Genomic DNA, 16,998 nt, shown 5'->3' with positions numbered 1-16,998 from the left:
GTCGACTACGCGGCGATGCGCGCCTTCAGGTTGTCGGAGAGGGTCTGCAGGAACTCCTCGGTCGTCTGGTAGGCCTGCTCGGGGCCGACGAGGGCCGCGAGGTCCTTCGTCATGGCGCCCGACTCGACCGTCTTGATGACGACGTCTTCGAGGGTCAGCGAGAAGTCGATGAGCTCCTGGTTGCCGTCGAGCTTGCCGCGGTGCGCGAGGCCGCGCGTCCAGGCGTAGATCGAGGCGATCGGGTTCGTCGAGGTGGGCTTGCCCTGCTGGTGCTGGCGGTAGTGGCGCGTGACCGTGCCGTGCGCCGCCTCGGCCTCGACGACCTTGCCGTCGGGCGTGGCGAGGACCGAGGTCATGAGGCCGAGCGAGCCGAAGCCCTGCGCGACGGTGTCGGACTGCACGTCGCCGTCGTAGTTCTTGCAGGCCCAGACGTAGCCGCCCTCCCACTTGAGGCTGGCCGCGACCATGTCGTCGATGAGACGGTGCTCGTAGGTGAGGCCGGCGGCGTCGAACGCCTCCTTGAACTCGGCCTCGAAGACCTCCTGGAAGAGGTCCTTGAAGCGGCCGTCGTACGCCTTGAGGATGGTGTTCTTCGTCGAGAGGTACACCGGGTAGTTGCGCGAGAGGCCGTAGTTGAGCGAGGCGCGCGCGAAGTCCTTGATCGACTCGTCGAGGTTGTACATGCCCATGGCGACGCCCGAACCGGGCGACTGGAAGACCTCGAACGACTGCGGCTCCGAGCCGTCCTTCGGGGTGAAGGTCATCGTGAGCGTGCCCTCGCCCTCGAACTTGAAGTCGGTGGCGCGGTACTGGTCGCCGAACGCGTGGCGGCCGACGATGATCGGCTTGTTCCAGCCGGGAACGAGACGCGGGATGTTCGAGATGATGATGGGCTCGCGGAAGATCACGCCGCCGAGGATGTTGCGGATGGTGCCGTTCGGCGACCGCCACATCTTCTTCAGGCCGAACTCCTCGACGCGGGCCTCGTCGGGCGTGATGGTCGCGCACTTGACGCCGACGCCGTGCTTCTGGATCGCGTGGGCCGCGTCGACCGTGATCTGGTCGTCGGTCTCGTCGCGCTTCTGGATCGAGAGGTCGTAGTACTCGAGGTTCACGTCGAGGTACGGGTGGATGAGCTGGTCCTTGATGGCCTGCCAGATGATGCGGGTCATCTCGTCGCCGTCGAGCTCGACGACGGTGCCTTCAACCTTGATCTTGGACACGGTTCGTGTTCTCCTTGCGGTCGTTCGGGAAGAATCGAGGAAGCCTCGAGAGGGCGCGCGAACGCCAACGGGCAGTTTACCGTGTCGGTCGGGATATCTTGACATCGAGACATCCGGCGGGGCTCGGCACCCGTCGGACGCCGTCGTCCCCCGTTCACGACACGTTCGCTGCGGGCGAGACTTCCGCGCTTTCCCGGTACGGCCTCGTCGGGTTAGCCTTGGCAGCATGGCTGAGCTGAGACTGGAAGAACTGTCCGCGTCGAACATCGTGGCGGCGAACACGCTCTCGTTGAAGCCCGGCCAGGAGCAGTTCATCGCTCCCGTCACCTATTCGGCAGAGGCGACGGTCGTGAACCCGGCCACCTCGTGGCAGCGCGTCGTCACGCTCGACGAGCGCGTCGTCGGCTTCATCCACGGCAACTTCGACCCCGAGAACACGCACGACGAGTTCCGCGCCTGCATCTGGCGCATCAACGTCGACGCAGGCGCGCAGGGCAAGGGCGTCGGCCGGTTCCTCGCGCAGTCGCTCGCCGAAGAGGCCAAGCGCCGCGGCTTCGACCGCATCACCGTGCTCTGGGAGCCCGGCGAAGACGGCCCCGAGGCGTTCTTCCACCGCATCGGCTTCGCCGACGTCGGCGAGACCGCGTACGGCGACGTCATCGGCGCGCTCGAGCTCTGACCCCGACGACGATTCCGGTTCCGAGCCTCGAGGGCGAGCGGATGCCGCAGCAGGCCGTCGGCTTCGTCGAGGCCGTGCTCGTCGTGGTCGCCGACATCCCACCTGGCCAGGTGGCGACGTACGGAGACGTCGCCGCGATGCTCGGGTCGCGCGGTGCACGCGCGGTCGGCGGGGTCATGTCCAGGTACGGGTCGGATGTCGCCTGGTGGCGCGTCGTGCGTGCAGGCGGTCGCCCTCCGGCCGGGCATGCCGACGCGGCGCGGGTGCACTACGAGGCGGAGGGCACGCCGTTGCTGCCGTCCACCGACGACGACGGCTACCGCATCGACCTCCGCACCGCGCGCTGGCGCGGCTGAGCCTCGACCGGCCCCGACTCAGAGCCCCCAGGCGGACGCCCCCCACTTCGCCTCGCCGAGCGGGATCCTGACCGTGATCGTGGTGCCCGCGCCGGGCGGGCTCTCGACCGAGAGCGTGCCGTCGACGGCGTCGATGCGGTCGACGATGCCGAGCATCCCGGTGCCGCCGTCGACCGAGGCGCCTCCGACGCCGTTGTCGCGCACCTCGAGCACGAGGTCGCCGTCGACGACGACGGCGCGCACCCACGCCCGCGTCGCCCACGAGTGCTTCGCCACGTTCGCGAGCGCCTCGGCGATCGCGAAGTACACGGTCGATTCGATGAGCTCGGGCAGACGCCCCTCGCCCTGCACCTCGACCTCGACCGGCACCGGGCAGCGACCCGCGAGCTCGGGCACGGCGAGCGCGAGCCCGCCCGAGCTGAGCAGGCTCGGATGGATGCCGTGCGCGAGCTCGCGGAGCTCGCGCAGCGCCTGGTTGAGCGTCACGATGGTGCGCTCGAGGTCGTCGGCGATGTCGGCGCGACCGGCGTCGCGCGCGGCGTTCGCCGCGAGCCTGAGCTGCATGCCGAGCGAGACGAGGTGCTGCTGGGCGCCGTCGTGCAGGTCGCGCTCGATGCGCCGCCGCGCCTCGACGCCCGCCTCGACGATGCGCTGACGGGACTGGCGGACCTGTTCGAGGGTTCGCTCGATCTCCGAACGCAGGCGGCCGTTGTCGACCGACAGCCTGAGCGCGCTCGAGACGCCGTCGAGGAGGCGCATGTTGTCGGTCAGCACGCGGTCGTGCCGGATGAGCGCGATGGGCGCTCCGAGGGGCGAGGACACGGGGAGGATGCTGTGGCCCGCCCGCGACCCGATGTCCTCGTCGGCGATCGGCTCGCCCGCGGCATCCGCATACCGGCCCCTGGTCTCGTCCCACCAGAAGACGCGCACCGAGGCGTCGCGCAGCGTGCGGGCGAGCGACTCGGCCCACAGCCCGCGGTCGGCTCCCTCGCGCGTGATGCGCATGAGGTCGGCGACTCGGGCGCGCATGTTGCGGGTGTGCGCGACGCCCGCGTCGAAGCTCACGGGGATCGACGCGATCGCGATGAGCGAGAACGTGGCGAGCACCATGTCCGCCTCGGCCGAGAAGAGGTAGCTCACGGCCTGCGCGGCGAGCGTGGTCGCCCACGCGAAGAGCGCGACGGGCATGAGGAACGCGACCGTGCGGGCCGGAACGCTCGCGCGGACCCAGCGCACGAGCAGGCGACCGGCGATGACCAGCGCGAGGCCGACGCCGATGATGCGGTAGCCGAGGTCGGTCACGGCGAACAGCAGGGGCGCCTCGGCGATCTGGTAGCCGTTGGGGGCGCACCCGCACGGGTTCGCGCCGGGCCCCGCGAACAGCACCACGACGAGCAGGTTCACGACGAACGACACGATCGCGATTCCGGCGATCCAGCGGTCGAACCGGCCGCTCAGCCGGCCCTTGGGATAGACGAGCACGAGCACGCCAGCGATCACGGCCCACGCGAGGTCGACGCCGCGCACGATCGGCCAGACCCACTGCCAGCCGCCGATGACGTAGTAGATCGACTGCGGGATCCAGAGCACGACGAACGCGATCATGAGTCGCGCCGGCGTGCGCGCCGGGCCGATGTGCCAGGCGACGCCGGCGCAGGCCGCGAAGACGAGCGGCACGATCGCGTGCAGCGTCGTGTAGGAGATCTCGGGGTGCTGGTCGGCAGGCGTCGCGAGGAATCCGCCGACCTCCATCGCGAGGCTGAGCGCCACCGCCAGCGTGATGGTGACGGTGCGTCTGACGATCCGGCCTCTTCGGCCGGGGGCCATCACCGTTCGCCGAGGAGGGTGAGCACGGCGAGCACGCGCCGGTGGTGCTCTGGCGACTCCTCGAGGTCGAGCTTCTGCAGGATGCTGCGCACGTGCGTCTCGACGGTCTTCAGGCCCAGGAACAGGGTCTGCGCGATGCCGCCGTTGGAGTATCCCTGCGCCATGAGTTCGAGCACCGAGCGCTCGCGCTCGGTGAGCCGCGAGATCGGGTCGTCGGCACGGGTGCGCTTGACGAGCTGCTCGACGACCTCGGGGTCGACGACCGAACCGCCGGACGCGACCGTCTCGACCGCGCGCACGAGCGTCTCGGGCTCGGACACGCGCTCCTTGAGCAGGTAGCCCGTGCCGCTGCCCGCCTGCATCACGCGCAGCGCGTACTCGGGCGTGGCGTACATCGAGAGGAGCAGCACGCCGATCGTCGAACCGCTCGCGCGGATCGTCTCGAGCGCGCGGACGCCCTCGTCGCGGTGCGTCGGAGGCATGCGGATGTCGAGCACCGCGGCGTCGATGCCACCGCCGCGCACCGCCTCGACGAGCTCGTCGCCCGTGCCGACCGAGGCGACCACGTCGATGCCGCCGCCTTCGAGCACCTTCGCGATGCCTTCGCGCAGCAGGAGCGCATCGTCGGCGATCGCGACGCGAAGCGGGCGGGCGTCGTTCATGGGGGCACCCTCCGGTCGTCAGGCACACTGCGGCGGGCTTGTCCGCTGGAGCGACCCTACCGCCAGCGCACGCGCCCGCAGTACCCCCAAACTAGGGGTAGCGACCCCGGCGGCGCCCCCGAGGCGCACTCAGTGCTGCCCCAGACGACGAGTGCGTGGAGGCACCGATGCGGCGCGCGCGGGCGTCGAACAGGCTGGCCGGCATGACCTCGATCCCCCGCGCCCGGGCACGCACCTGGCTGCTGCGCTACCTCCCGTCGGAGGTGCTCGGCACCGTCGCCGCCCTGGCCGGGGCGTGGGCCACGCACGAGGCCACCGGTTCGCTCGCCCTCGCGGCGCTCGTCGGCAGCCTCGCCGAGACGGTCGGCTACTACACGCCGGTGGTCGTGCGCGCCGTGCGCGGGCACGCCGGCTCCGGGCGCGTGCGAGCGATCCGCGCGGCGCACGGTCGCGGTCGGGCGACGCTCGCCATCGCCTGGCTCGCGCTCCGGAGCATCGCCGTGGAGTTCGGTCCGGCGGAGCTCGTCGACTCCCTGCTCGTGCGTCCCGCACTGCTCTGGATGGCCGGGGCGCTCTGGGGGCCGAATCCCGGTGCCTGGCTCGTCGGCAAGCTCGTCGCGGACGCCGTCTTCTACGCCATCGCGATCGTCTCGTTCGAGTCGGGTCGCCGCATCATCCTGCCGGCCCCCGCGCGGCCGGCGCCCTCCCGCACCGCATCAGCCCGCACCGCCACGCCGTCCGGGCCGCTCGCCCGGCCCCTGATCCCCGGAGCCTCCCGATGACCGTCACCACCACCGAGCACGGCCGGCACGCCGACCGCCGGCGCGCCGAGGTCGCGCGCCGCCTCACGAGGGCCGAACGACGCACAGCCCGACGCGAGGCCGAGGCGGAGGCCGCCGCCGAGGCCGCCGGGCACGCCGAGGCGCACGAGCTGCCGCCGCACCGCGAGCTCGTGCGGCGTCGCCTGGCCGAGTACGCCCGGCGCATCGACCTCGCAGCCCTCGTCGAGGAGCACGGCACGCCATTGCTCCTGCTCGAGCCCGACGCGATCACCGCGCAGCTGCTCGAGCTCCGGCAGCAGCTGCCGGGTGCGCACATCCACGTCGCCCTGAAGGCGCTCCCCCATCGCGCGCTCATCCGGGCCGTCGACGACTTCGGCGCGGGCTTCGACGTCGCCTCCCGCGGCGAGCTCGACCTGCTCGAACGCGAGGGCGTCGACCTGACGCGCTGCGTGCACACGCACCCCGTGAAGTCGGCGGCGGAACTCACGGGCGCCTACCTCCGGGGCGTGCGAACCTTCGTCGTCGACGACGCGGGCGAGGTCGACAAGTTCTCGGGGCTGCCCTCGGATGCCCGCGTGCTGGTGCGCCTCTCGTTCCCGAACGCGGATGCCGCGTCCGACCTCTCCGCCAAGTTCGGCGTGGCCCCCGACGCGGCGCCCGCCCTCGTCGAGCACTGCCTGCGAGCGGGGCGGGAGGTCGCCGGATTCACGTTCCACGTCGGCAGCCAGACGACGAGCGCACGCCCGTGGCAGCACGCCATCGGTCGCACGCTGAGGCTCATGCGCGACCTCGAGGGCCGGTTCGGCATCGCGTTCGACACGCTCGACATCGGCGGCGGCTTCCCGGTCGCCTACGACGAGCCGGTTCCGGGGCTCGGCGTCATCGCCCACGGCATCCGCGAGGCCCTCGCCGCGGCCCCCGCTCGATACCGCGTGATCGTCGAGCCCGGACGGTTCGTGACGGCGCCCGCGATGACCCTCGCGACCCGCGTGATCGGCACCTCCGAGCGGGCCGACGGACGCTGGGCGCATCTCGACGACGGCGTGTACGGCTCGTACTCCAACATCCCGGCCGAGGGCGTGCACGCGCTCCTGTTCCACGCCTCCGAGCTCACGGAGCGGCCGCCGTCCGACGAGGCGACCGAACGGGCGGTCCGTCGCCTGCGCGAGCGCGCGTTCGAGGCCGTGACGCTCGCCGGCCCGACGTGCGACAGCGTCGACGTCATCGCCCGCGGAGCGGCGTTGCCGAGGCTCGCCGCGGGCGACCTGCTCGTGAGCCCCATGATGGGCGCCTACACCTGGGCCACCGCGACGGGCTTCAACGGCATCGACCGCACTCCCATCCACGTGCTCGGGCGCGACGGGCAGCCCGCCGCGCACTGAGGGACCGGGCGCACGACGGCCGCCCGCGGCATCCGCTCACCCGATGGTGACGACGGATGCCGCGGGCGGCCGGTTCGCGTGCCGCCAGGCCGGCTCAGACGAGCGAGTCGCGCCAGGCCGCGTGCAGCGCCGCGAACCGTCCGTCGCCGCCGATGAGGTCGGCCGGCGAGCCGTCCTCGACGATGCGGCCGTGCTCCATGACGAGCACGCGGTCGGCGATCGCGACCGTCGAGAGGCGGTGCGCGATGATGATCGCCGTGCGGTCCGCGAGCAGCGACTGCAGTCCCTCCTGCACCAGCCGCTCGCTCGGGATGTCGAGCGAGCTGGTGGCCTCGTCGAGGATCAGCACGGCCGGGTTCGCGAGGAACGCCCGCGCGAACGAGATGAGCTGACGCTGCCCCGCGCTCACGCGACCGCCGCGCTTGTTCACGTCGGTGTCGTACCCGTTGGGCAGGCCCTCGATGAACTCGTGCGCTCCGACGGCCTTCGCCGCGGCGACGATCTCGCCGAACGACGCGTCGGGCTTGCCGAGCGCGATGTTGTCGGCGACCGAACCCGAGAAGAGGTACGCCTCCTGCGTTACCATGACGATCGCGCGGCGGAGGTCCTTCGGGTGCAGCGCCCGCAGGTCGACGCCGTCGAGCTCGAGCACGCCGTCGCTCGGGTCGTAGAACCGGGCGATGAGCTTCGCGAGCGTCGTCTTGCCCGCGCCCGTCGAACCCACGAGCGCGATCGTCTGGCCCGCGGGCAGGTCGAGGTCGAAGCGCGGCAGGATGACGCGGTCGGGCGTGTACGCGAACTCGACGTTCTCGAACCGCACGTGGCCCTTCGCCTCCCACAGGTCGACCGGGTGCGTCGGATCGGGCACGCCGGGCCGCTCCTCGAGCACGCCCGAGATCTTCTCGAGGGCGCTCGACGCCGACTGGTAGCCGTTGTAGAACACCGCGATGTCCTCCATCGGGTCGAAGAAGCGCTTCACGTAGAGCACGGCCGCGAGCAGCGCGCCGATGGCGAGCGAGCCCTCGACCACCCGGAACCCGCCGAGCACGATCGTCGCCGCCACGGAGACGGCGCCGATGAACGCGAGCGCCGGGTTGAACACCGTGAACAGCCCGAGCACGCGGGCGTTGACGTCGCGGTAGTCCTCGACGAGGTCGCCGAACTCGCGCGCATTGCGCTGCTCGGTGCGGAACGCCTGCACCGCGCGGATGCCCGTCATGGTCTCGACGAACTTCACGATGAGGCTCGCCGAGGCGACCCGCGAACGCCGGAACAGCGCCTGCGACCGCACCTGGAACCACCGCGTCGCGAGCGTCATCGGGATGAGGGCGCCGAGCAGCACGAGCCCCGACAGCGGGTCGAGCAGCACCAGCGCGAGCGCCGTGAACGCCATGTAGGTGAAGGAGCGCACGAGCACCACGAGCCCCTCGTCGAGGAGTTCGCGGATCGCGTCGAGGTCGCTCGTCTGCCGCGAGATGATGCGGCCCGACGTGTACGACTCGTGGAACTCGAGGCTCAGCCGCTGGGTGTGCAGGAACACGCGCGTGCGCAGGTCGATGAGCACGGCCTGGCTGACCCTGGCCGACTGGCGGATGTACACCGAGATGAGGAACGCGCCGACGACGCCCGTCGCGAGGTACGCGAGCACCGAGAGCCCGGCCGGGAACCAGTCCTGCTCGAGCAGCGCGGGGATGCCGCTGTCGATGCCGTATGCGATGATCGCGGGCCCCGCCGCCTGCGCCGCCGACGAGAGCACCACGGCGAGCGCCGTGAGCCACAGTCGTGAGCGCTGCGGCCGCAGCAGCGACCCGAGCAGGCGCATCGAACGGCGCCGGATCTCACGCGACTCGGCTCGCGTGTAGTCGAGGCGTTCTTCGCCCTGGACGCCGCTCACGCTCATGATGCGCCTCCCGTGCTGATCGGTCCGGTCATGGTGTTCTGCAACCTGAGTTCGCGTTCGGCCGCTTCGCGACCGGCCTCTTCGGCGTCGGATGCCGCGACGTCGCCGAATCCCGGCTGGTTCACGGCCTCGTCCTCGAGGCTCGAGATGACGAAGCGGTAGTGCTCGGACTCCCGGAGGAGTTCGGAGTGCGTGCCGACCGCGGTGATGCGGCCGTCCTCGAGCAGCGCCACCCGGTCGGCCATCATGACCGTCGAGGGGCGGTGCGCGACGACGAGCGCCGTGGTCGAGGCGAGCACCGAGCGGAGCTCGGCCTCGACGCGGGCCTCGGTCGCGACGTCGAGCGCGGAGAGCGGGTCGTCGAGCACGAGCACCGCAGGCTTCGCGGCGACGGCGCGCGCGAGGGCGAGCCGCTGACGCTGGCCGCCCGACAGGCTCATGCCCTCTTCGCCGACCTTCGTGTCGACGCCCTCTGGCAGGTCGTAGGCGAAGCCCGCCTGCGCGACCCGCAGCGCCTCGTGCAGCACCTGCTCGGCGGCGTCGCCGTCGAGCTCGGGGCGCCCGAGCAGCACGTTGGCGCGCACCGAGTCGCTGAAGAGCGTCGCGTCCTCGAAGGCCATGGCGATGTGCCGGCGGAGCTCCTCGCGGGTGAAGGCGCGCACGTCGACGCCGTCGAGCATGATGGAACCGCCGGTGACGTCGTAGAGGCGCGTGGTGAGCGCCGTCATGGTCGTCTTGCCGCAGCCGGTGAGGCCCACGAGCGCCATGGTCTCGCCCGGCCGGATGTCGAGGTCGACGCCCTGCAGCAGGTCGCCGAACCGCTCGGGCGAGTCCTGGTAGCGGAAGCGCACGTCTGTGAAGCTCAGCGCGCCCGTCGGGCGGTCGAGCACGCGGGCGGCCTCGGGGTCGACGACGGTGTTCTCGCTGTCGATGACCTCGAAGAAGCGGTCGGTGGCGGTGCGTGCGTCGAGCGCGAAGGCGAGCAGGAACCCGATCGACTCGATCGGCCACGCGAGCATCGTCGCGGTCGCGAAGAACGCGACGAGCGCACCGACCGTCATCTGGTCGTTCGCCGTGAGCCAGATGCCGAGGCCGAGGCACAGCGCGATCGACAGGGCGGGCACGAGCAGCAGCCACGCCCAGATGTTCGCGTCGAGGCGCGCCTTCTCGATCTCGGTGCTGCGCAGCGACTCGGCCTGCACGCGGAAGCTCGAGAGCGCGTGCTTGCCGCGCCCGAACGCCTTCAGCACGCGGATGCCGTGCACCGACTCCTCGACCGCGGTCGCGAGGTCGCCGGCCTGGTCCTGGCTGCGGCGCGACAGCGCGGAGTAGCGGCCCTCGAACCGGAAGCCGACGATCCAGAGCGGCGTCGCGCACACGAAGAACACGAGCCCGAGCATCCAGTTCATCGAGATGAGGATGCCGGTGCCGACCACGATCGTGAGCAGGTTCACGAACGTGAACACGAGTCCGAACGAGAGCCAGCGGCGGATCAGGCCGAGGTCGCTCACGGCACGCGAGAGGAGCTGCCCGCTCGGCCACTTGTCGTGGAAGCTCACGGGCAGGTCCTGCAGCTTGGCGTAGAGCGCATTGCGCATGCGCGACTCGACGCGCGTGCCCGGTCCGACGACGACCCAGCGGCGAAGCGCGTAGAACACGGCCTCGAGCGTGCCGAGGCCGAGGATCAGCAGGGCGAACGGCACGACGGCGTCGGCCTCGCCGTGGGCGAGCGGACCGTCGACCATCGACTCGAGCACCTGCGGGATCGAGAGGCCGATGAGCTGGCCCGCCGAGGCGAACACGGCGCTCAGCACGAACGCGGGCGCGGCGCGCCCGATGAAGGGCCGCAGACGCCAGAGCGCGCGCACGGCGTTGCGCTCGACGACGACGTCAGCGGGGTCGATGGGAGTGGGGTCTGGGTGGTGCTGGGTGGCGGACAAGCCGGATCCCTTTCGGAAACGGTTGCCGAAGACCGCACTCGGATGGCGGATCGGCAGCGCGTGAGCTGGAACAGCGTCGCGAACGACGAGAAGGCGGAGATACCGCCGTGCGGGCCTCTGATGAGGAGCACCCGCTGATCGGGCAGGCGGAGCCTGCGGACCGGGTCTGGCTACCCGTCGAGCGCGCCCTTGGCCGAGGAGACCGGACGCAGAGCGCTACCGGCCACGAACGGGCGGGCGTAGCTGTCTGTCTGCATGGTGTCCTCCTGCGTCATCGTCGTCATCTTCACCAGCGGGCCGCGGCGAGCGCAGCCAGCCCTACAGACTACGACGATTCGGGCGTGGCGTGCAACACCCCGGGTGCGAGTAGGCTGTGCGAACTCGTGCTGCGCTCGAGGGGCGCCCTGCTTCGCTCCCCTGCGTGGCGGCCCGAACGACCAATCGAGGAGATCGCGTGGGAGCGACGTCGACCGCAGTGGCGCGCGCACGCGCACACGGCGGGGTGTTCGCGGCGATCGCGAGCGTCGTGCTCGTGCTCGCCCTGCTCGGCACCGCGGTCGTCGATGCGCTGGCCGGCTCCTCGATCGGCGGTCTGCGCAGCGGGCTCGCGGCTGCCACCGGCGTCGACGGCGCCGCGCGCTGGCAGATCCGCATGTCGGCCGATCCGGTCGAGCAGGCGGATGCCGCGGCATCCGTGCTGGATCGCATGCTCGCGCCGAACGGCGCGGCGTGGGCCCGATCGGTGCAGACGACACCCGTCGAGGCCGTGGTCGACGGGCGGCCCGTCGACGTGGTGCTCCTCGCGGACCCGGGCATCCCCGGGCGCGCCACGCTCGGCGGAGGCACGTGGCCCGACGACCCCGCGGCCGTCGCGATGGCCGAGCGCGCGGACCCCGACGGCATCGCCACGACCGTGCAGGCGTCCGCCGCTGAGGCGCTCGGGCTGGGCATCGGCGACGTGGTCGAACTCGGAGGCCCCGATCCCGAACGCCTGGTCGTGGTCGGCACGTGGGCGCCCGACGACGCGTCGGAGCCGGCCTGGTTCGGCGAGCCGATCGTCGCGGCGGGCCTGCTCGACGACGCGGCCGGGCCGTTCGTGGTCGCCGACGACGGCGACCTCGCCGACGTGCCCGCCGCGGTCGTCGTGCGCTGGACGGCGACGGTCGACGCCGCCGCGGCGACGCCCGCGCTCGTCGCCGGGCTGCGCGCCGCGCTCCCGAACGTCGAGCCCGCGCTGCGCGCCGCCGACGGCATCGGCACCGACGGGCTCACCTCCTCCGGAGGTCTCGTCTCGACCCTCGATCGCCTGCTCGCGGGGCTGACCACGGTGCGTGCGATCGCTCCGCTGCCCGTGCTGCTGCTCGCGTTCGCCGGGTTCGCCGCGATCGACCGGCTCGCGGCGCTCCTCGCGGCCGCGCGTCGGGGCGAGACCGTGCTGCTGCGCGCCCGCGGCGCCTCCGCGCTCCGACTGCTCGTCGGCACCGTCGGCGAGGTCGCCGTCGTCTCGGTTCCGGCCGCGCTGGCGGGCGTCGCGATCGCGTGGGCCGTGCTCGGCGCCGTGGTGCCCGGAACCTCCCGTTCACCGCTGACCGCGGCGACCGTCGGCCTCGCCTGCGTGCTCGGGGCGATCGTCCTCGTGGGGGGCCGGGCCTGGTGGGAGGCCACGCGTCCGCTGCTCCGCGGCTCGGGCGACGAGGTGGGGCGGATGCCGCGTGCCGCCGTCGCGGGCGGCGTGCTGTTCGTCGCGGTCGCCGCAGCGCTGACGCTGTGGCAGTTCCGGCTCTACGGTTCACCGCTCGTGCCGAACGCGTCGGGCGCGCTCGAGGTGGACCCCGTCGCGGTGCTCGCCCCCGTGCTCGTGCTCGTCGCGCTCGCGCTCGTCGGCAACGCCCTGATGCGTCCGGTCGCGCACGCCCTCGAGCGGCTCGCCGAGCGCAGGCCGGGCCTCGTTCCCTCTCTGCCCATGCGGCAGCTGGCCCGCCGGGCCGGACTCTACGCATCGGCCTCGCTCGTCACCGTGCTCGCCGTCGGCGGCCTGACCCTCACCGCTGCGTTCGCGGGCAGCTGGCAGACCTTCGACCGCGCGGCCGCGGCCGCCGAACTCGGCGGCGACGTCCGGGTCGCGTTCGCGGGCAGGTCGGTCGTGGGCGGGCCGGATCCGCTCGCCCTCGACGACCCGTTCGCCGGGGTCGCCGGGGTCGACGCGAGCCTCCCGGTGTTCCGCGGTGAGGCCCGGATCGGTTCGGATCCCGCGACCCTCGTGGCGATCCCGGTCGATGAGGCGACGAAGGCCGGCATGGTCCCCGCCGGCGCCGCCGACGTGCTCGCGCACGAATCGGGTTCGAGCGGCGTCCCGAGCGGCACGTCGAAGATCGAGGTCCCGGTGACCGTCTCCGCTTCGGCAGGGGTTCCGGGCGAAGTCGCCGTGTCCGCCTGGGTGCTCGGTCCCGCCGGCGACGCGAGCCGGCTGCCCGCCGGCACGTTCGAGGTCGCCTCCGGCGGCGGCGAAGGCGTCGTCGCGCTGCCGGCGGTCGAGGGGCTGCGTCTGCTCGGCTTCGATGCGACGCTCACCGGGTCCCGAGGACTCGGCGAGGTCGAGGTGGGCTTCGGCGCCGTCTCCTTCGACGGCACGACCTCGGAACCGGACGTCGAGGCGCACGACCGCGTGCACCTGAGCGCCAAGCGCCCGACCGGCCGCACGGCCGTCGGCGGCGAGGCCGGGGCCGAGCCCGTTCCGGTCATGCTCGGCGCGGCTCTCGCGTCGCGCCTGGGCGCCGCGACCGGCGACTCGATCGCCTTCCGCGTGGTCACGGGCGGTGCGGATGTCCGGGCGACCGTCGCCGGCATCATCCCGGCGATCCCCGGTGCCGGCGACTCGGGCATGCTCACGGACCTCGGCGCCCTCTCGGAGGCGGCGTTCCTCGCCGACGCCGGAGTGCCGGCCTCGACCGAACGCTGGATCGCGACGGCCGATCCGACCGGTGTCGCCGACGACATCCGCGACGGGCGCACGACGGCACTCGTGGCGACCACCCAGGCCGACGTCTCGTCAGCGCCGCTGATCGGGCCGGCCGTGGCAGCGCTCTGGGCCGGGGCGGGCGGCGCGCTGCTCTTCGCCGCGGTGGCCCTCGCCGCGCTCACCGCAGCGCTCGCCCGCACGCGGTTCGGCGAGGTCGTCGTGCTGCGCGCGCTCGGCATGCCGTCGGCCCTGCAGGCACGGGCCCGGTTCGCCGAGCTCGCGACGGCGGTCTGCACGGCCGTCGCGGTCGGCGCGATCGTCGGCGCCGTCGCTTCCGTCGCGACGGTCCGCGAGCTCGCGCGCGCGGGCGTGGCCGGCGCGCCGGCCATGCTCTCCGTCGACCTCGGCCTCGACGTGGTGCCCTGGGCGATCGGACTGCTCGCGTTCTGCGCGGTCGCCGCCGCGGTCGGCCTCGTCGCCGCGGCGTCCGTCCGACGGCTGGCGGCGACGCCCGGCATCCGCGAGGAGGAGCGATGAGCGCCGCACATCGATCGCGCCTGTCGACCGCGGGCCTGCTGCGCCGGCACCTGACCACGGCCCCCGGTGCGTCGATCCTGCTCGCCCTGCTCGTGCTGACGGGCGCGTTCCTCGCGACGGCCGTGCCGCGCGCGGCCACTGCGCTGCACACCGCGGCCCTGCACGAGCAGCTCGCCTCGGTGCCCGCGGCCGAGCTCGACCTCACGGCGACCTCGCGTGAGCGGCCGGGCGTCGGGCCGTCGGCCGGAACCACGACGCTCGATGACGACGTCGAGGACGTGTGGGGCGCGCAGGAGGACCGGCTCGCGGCGATCGTCGACGAGATGCCCGCGCCGCTCGCCGCGATCACCGAACCGCCGCTCGCGATGCTCACGATCGCGCCCATCCGGGCGCAGGTGCCCGGTGCGAGCCCCAGCTCGCCGTCCTACCGCATCATGCCCGGCTTCGACCCACGGCTGCGCGAGCACGTCGAGCTCACCTCGGGCGACTGGCCCGCACCCGTCGAGGCCCCCGTGCCCTCGGCCTCCCCCATCGGACTCGTGCTCGCCGACGCGGTCGCCGAACGCATGGAGTGGACGATCGGCGAGCAGCGGGTCATCGACGTCGACGGAGCCCCGCAGCCGGTCGTGCTGTCCGGCACCGTCGCGCCCATCGACCCCGACGACGGCGTCTGGACCCACATCGTGCCCGCTCTCGAGCCCTCCGTGGTCGACAACGGGCTCGCGCCTCCCGAGATCACCGCGGTCGCCTTCCTCGACCCCGCCTCGTGGTCGGACTTCGCACGGGTGAGCGTGCCGCTGACGCTCGAGGTCTGGATCCCCGTCGACACCGCGAGCCTCACCGCCGACGCAGCACCTGACCTGCAGACCATGCTCGGCCGGTTCTCGAGCGACCTGCACGTCGTCGGCGACGGCGGCTGGGTCGACGAGTACTACACGGTCGGCGAGCTCGGCTTCTCGAGCACCCTCCGCGACGAGCTCGCGATCGCGACCGCCGCGGCCACGGCGAGCGACGCACTGCTGGCCACCGTGGCATCCGGCCCGATCGGCGTCATGGTCGCCGTGCTCGTGCTCGGCGCACGCGTGGTGTTCGAACGACGCCGCGCCGGCCTCGAACTGGTCGCGGCGCGCGGCGCATCGACCGGCCAGTTGCGCGGGATCCTCGCGCTCGAGGGCGGCCTCGTCGGCGTGCCGGCCGCGATCGTCGGAGCCGTCGCGGGAACGCTGGCGTTCGACGCCGACGGCCGGCCGGTCGGCTGGCTCGTCGCCGTGGTCTTCGCGGCCACGCCGGCAGCCCTGCTCGTCGCGTCCGCCCCGTCGCTCAGCCCGCTGCGGCGTGCGCGCGCCGATCTGGGCGCCTCGGCCGGCGGCCGCCTGCGCTGGATCGGCGAGCTCGTGGTCCTGCTGCTCGCCGTGGCATCCGTCGTGCTGCTCCTGCGGCGGGGACTCGCGGGTTCCGCCGCCTCGGTCGGCGTCGACCCGCTCCTCGCGGCGGTGCCGCTGCTGCTCTCGCTGGCCGCCTGCCTCGTCGTGCTCCGCATCTACCCGCTTCCCCTCGCGCGCGTCGCGCGCTCGATGGCGGCCAGGCCGGGGCTCGTCGGCTTCCTCGGGTCCGCGCGCGCACTGCGCGACCCCTCCGCCGGGCTCGTGCCCGTGCTCGCGGTCGTCGTCGGCGTGTCGGTCGCGGTGTTCTCGTCGGTGCTGCTCGGCACGATCCGCTCGGGGGTCGACGCCGCGGCATCCCATCGGGTCGGGGCGGATGCCTCGGTGTCGGGCGTGCCGTTGACGCAGGCGCAGCTCGGCGAACTGGGCGACGCGCCCGGCGTCGAGGCGATCGCGCCGGTCTACTCGACCAGGAACGCCTCGATCTCGATCGACGGACGACAGCGCACGACGACGCTCGTCGTGATCGACGTCGCCGAGATGCAGGCCGTGCAGCAGGGCCGCCCCGATGCGACGCCGCTGCCCGACGCGCTCGCCGATCCTCCGTCCGCCGACGGAGTGCCGGTGCTCGTGTCCGGTGTCGTGGCTGCGGTGACCGCGGACGCCGACGAGATCGAGCTCGACGGCGACCCGTACGCCGTGCTCGGCGTCGTCGACGGGACCACCGCCTACTCGCCGCGCGCCAACTGGATGCTCATGGACCGCGCGAACGCCGAGCCGTACACCGACACGCTCGTGCCCCGCACCGTGCTCGTGCGCTTCGACGAGGGCGCCGACCCGGCCGACGTCGTCGCCGAGCTCGAGCGCATCGCCCCCGACAGCGCGGTCGAGACCCCTTGGAGCGTCGCCGAGACGCTGAACTCGAGCCCGACCGTGCAGGGACTCGTCGCCGCGCTCATCGCCGCGATCGTGCTCTCGAGCCTGCTGACGGCGCTCGCGATCGTGCTCACCCTCGTCGTCGGCCGCCCGGCGCGCGAGCGCCTGCTGCCGCTGCTCGCGACGCTCGGGCTCGACCGGCGCGGCGAGCGCGGGCTCGTGGCGTGGGAGATCGGGCCGGTCACGGCGGTGTCCCTCGTCGTCGGCGCCGTGCTCGGCGCCGTGCTGCCGTTCGTCGTGCTGGGCGGCATCGACCTCAGCGCGTTCACCGGCGGCGACGCCCAGCCGGCGGTCGCCTACGACCCGCTGCTCATCTCGGCGGTGCTCGCGGCATCCGTCGTCGTCACCGTCGTCGCGTCGGCGCTGGCCGCCTCGCCCGGGTCGCGCATCGACGTGGCGCGCGCGATGCGCAAGGAGGAGGAAGGATGATCAC

11 protein-coding genes are annotated in these 16,998 nt (G+C 72.9%); 6 read left to right on the top strand and 5 right to left on the bottom strand.

What is annotated here, in order from left to right; translation table 11 throughout:
* Positions 1–5: 5 nt before the first annotated feature.
* The gene (locus tag BM342_RS06930) at positions 6–1,223 is read right to left on the bottom strand and encodes an NADP-dependent isocitrate dehydrogenase (protein ID WP_092964685.1); all 1,218 of its coding nucleotides are present in this window, start codon (positions 1,221–1,223) and stop codon (positions 6–8) included.
* A gap of 226 nt (positions 1,224–1,449) precedes the next feature.
* Here BM342_RS06930 and BM342_RS06925 point away from each other — a divergent pair, with 226 nt between their 5' ends.
* Positions 1,450–1,902, top strand: a complete 453-nt coding sequence (locus BM342_RS06925) for a GNAT family N-acetyltransferase (RefSeq protein WP_092964684.1) — start codon at positions 1,450–1,452, stop codon at positions 1,900–1,902.
* Between the two features lie 41 nt (positions 1,903–1,943).
* Positions 1,944–2,258 (top strand): MGMT family protein, encoded by a 315-nt coding sequence (locus BM342_RS06920; protein WP_092964683.1) that lies wholly within the window; start codon positions 1,944–1,946, stop codon positions 2,256–2,258.
* Positions 2,259–2,276: 18 nt separating this feature from the next.
* On the opposite strand, the gene BM342_RS06915 is transcribed toward BM342_RS06920, so the two are convergent.
* Both BM342_RS06915 and BM342_RS06910 read right to left on the bottom strand, forming a co-directional pair.
* A complete protein-coding gene (locus BM342_RS06915) occupies positions 2,277–4,028 on the bottom strand; it encodes a sensor histidine kinase (RefSeq protein ID WP_177232092.1) in 1,752 nt (583 codons plus the stop codon).
* A 56-nt stretch (positions 4,029–4,084) separates the two neighbouring features.
* Positions 4,085–4,747 (bottom strand): response regulator transcription factor, encoded by a 663-nt coding sequence (locus BM342_RS06910; protein ID WP_092964681.1) that lies wholly within the window; start codon positions 4,745–4,747, stop codon positions 4,085–4,087.
* 203 nt (positions 4,748–4,950) lie between these two features.
* On the opposite strand from BM342_RS06910, the gene BM342_RS19835 reads away from it, so the two are divergent.
* Complete coding sequence (locus tag BM342_RS19835) at positions 4,951–5,529, top strand: hypothetical protein (RefSeq protein ID WP_177232091.1); 579 nt, start codon at positions 4,951–4,953, stop codon at positions 5,527–5,529.
* Positions 5,526–6,911 carry a type III PLP-dependent enzyme gene (locus tag BM342_RS06900; RefSeq protein WP_092964680.1) on the top strand — a complete coding sequence of 462 codons (1,386 nt, stop codon included), beginning with the start codon at positions 5,526–5,528 and terminating at the stop codon, positions 6,909–6,911. Before BM342_RS19835 ends, BM342_RS06900 begins: the two co-directional genes overlap by 4 nt.
* Before the next feature lie 94 nt (positions 6,912–7,005).
* Here BM342_RS06900 and BM342_RS06895 read toward each other — a convergent pair whose 3' ends face one another.
* Positions 7,006–8,811 carry an ABC transporter ATP-binding protein gene (locus BM342_RS06895; protein ID WP_092964679.1) on the bottom strand — a complete coding sequence of 602 codons (1,806 nt, stop codon included), beginning with the start codon at positions 8,809–8,811 and terminating at the stop codon, positions 7,006–7,008.
* Entirely contained in the window at positions 8,808–10,715 is a 1,908-nt protein-coding gene (locus tag BM342_RS06890; RefSeq protein ID WP_092966647.1) for an ABC transporter ATP-binding protein, read from the bottom strand. Before BM342_RS06890 ends, BM342_RS06895 begins: the two co-directional genes overlap by 4 nt.
* Positions 10,716–11,205: 490 nt before the next feature.
* Here BM342_RS06890 and BM342_RS06885 point away from each other — a divergent pair, with 490 nt between their 5' ends.
* Both BM342_RS06885 and BM342_RS06880 read left to right on the top strand, forming a co-directional pair.
* Entirely contained in the window at positions 11,206–14,247 is a 3,042-nt protein-coding gene (locus tag BM342_RS06885; RefSeq protein ID WP_143109781.1) for a hypothetical protein, read from the top strand.
* Positions 14,244–16,994, top strand: coding sequence for an ABC transporter permease (locus BM342_RS06880; RefSeq protein WP_092964677.1), 2,751 nt, complete (start codon positions 14,244–14,246; stop codon positions 16,992–16,994). The genes BM342_RS06885 and BM342_RS06880 overlap by 4 nt, the downstream gene beginning before the upstream one ends.
* The last annotated feature ends 4 nt before the right edge of the window (positions 16,995–16,998 follow it).

The organism is Agromyces sp. CF514 (assembly GCF_900113185.1).
GTDB lineage: Bacteria > Actinomycetota > Actinomycetes > Actinomycetales > Microbacteriaceae > Agromyces.
The sequence above is the reverse complement of the archived record's forward strand: the minus strand, read 5'-3'. Positions and strand labels throughout refer to the sequence as shown.